We start from the raw sequence: 1,063 nt of genomic DNA, 5'->3' as shown, positions 1-1,063 counted from the left end.
GGCGTTGCCGCCAACATCCTGCCGGCCATGGGCTTCGCCATGCTCGGCCGCCTGGTGCTCACCAAGCAGCTCGTGCCCTTCTACTTCCTGGGCTTCCTGCTGTGCTCCTACGCCAACGTGCCCGTCCTGGGCGTCGCACTGATCGCCATCATCATCGGCATCGACAAGTTCGACCTGCTCGGCCTGGGCGGAGCCCAGCCCCAGCTCTCCGCGGAAGGGGATGAGGACGATGACTTCTAGTCCCGAGAACAAGATCACGCGCTCCGACCTCGTCAAGAGCGCCGTCAACGTCGGCGCCCTGGGCATGGAGTTCTCCTGGACCTACTACAAGCAGATGAACATCGCCTTCTGCCTGATGGTCGCCAACATGCTCAAGAAGATCTACGCCGGCCGCCCCGACGACTACGCCGAGGCCCTGCACCGCCACTGCGCGTTCTTCAACATCACCGTCCAGTTCGCCCCGTTCGTCGGCGGCATCGCGATGGCCATGGAGGAGAAGGTCGCCCGCGGCGAGATCGAGCCCGAGAGCGTCAACGACGTCAAGGCCGCCCTCATGGGCCCGCTGTCCGGCATCGGCGACTCCATCTTCCTGTCGACGCTGCGCGTGGTCGCCGCCGCGGTGGGCATCAGCCTGTGCCAGGCCGGCAACCCCTTCGGCCCCATCGCCTTCCTGCTGATCTACAACGTCCCCGGCTTCGCGCTGCGCGTCTGGGGCGCCGTCAAGGGCTACGAGCTGGGCGTGGGCTTCCTGGACGAGGCCCAGAGGACCGGCCTCATGCAGAAGATCATGACCTGCGTGGGAATCGTGGGCGTCATGGTCGTGGGCGCCATGTGCAAGGACATGTTCTGGGCCAGCATCCCGGTGGCCATCGGCTCGGGCGAGGACGCCCAGACCCTCCAGGACATCCTGGACGGCATCATGCCCGGCATGCTCGGCATGCTCGCCTTCTGGCTGTACTACTGGCTGCTGTCCAAGAAGATCAACCCCATGGTGCTGATCGTGGCCACCATGGCCGTGGGCATCGTCGGCGCGTTCTTCGGCGTGCTGGCGTAAGGGCCCGGC

At 65.9% G+C, this 1,063-nt stretch carries 2 protein-coding genes; both read left to right on the top strand.

Annotated elements, in window-relative coordinates; all coding sequences use genetic code 11:
* Positions 1-240 (top strand): PTS sugar transporter subunit IIC (locus DW661_RS10045; RefSeq protein ID WP_147324175.1); only part of this gene is annotated, 240 nt, incomplete at its 5' end.
* The gene (locus DW661_RS10040; protein WP_118935483.1) at positions 221-1,054 is read left to right on the top strand and encodes a PTS system mannose/fructose/sorbose family transporter subunit IID; all 834 of its coding nucleotides are present in this window, start codon (positions 221-223) and stop codon (positions 1,052-1,054) included. The genes DW661_RS10045 and DW661_RS10040, both read left to right, overlap by 20 nt.
* Positions 1,055-1,063: the final 9 nt, after the last annotated feature.

It is taken from the genome of Collinsella sp. AM24-1, assembly GCF_003470325.1.
GTDB lineage: Bacteria > Actinomycetota > Coriobacteriia > Coriobacteriales > Coriobacteriaceae > Collinsella.
Note: the sequence above shows the minus strand (reverse complement) of the source record. Positions and strands in the feature narration are given on the sequence as shown.

What these genes read in the sequence shown, in the direction of transcription:
- DW661_RS10040 (WP_118935483.1), top strand. Translation starts at nt 221, where the DNA reads ATGAGGACGATGACTTCTAGTCCCGAGAACAAGATCACGCGCTCCGAC.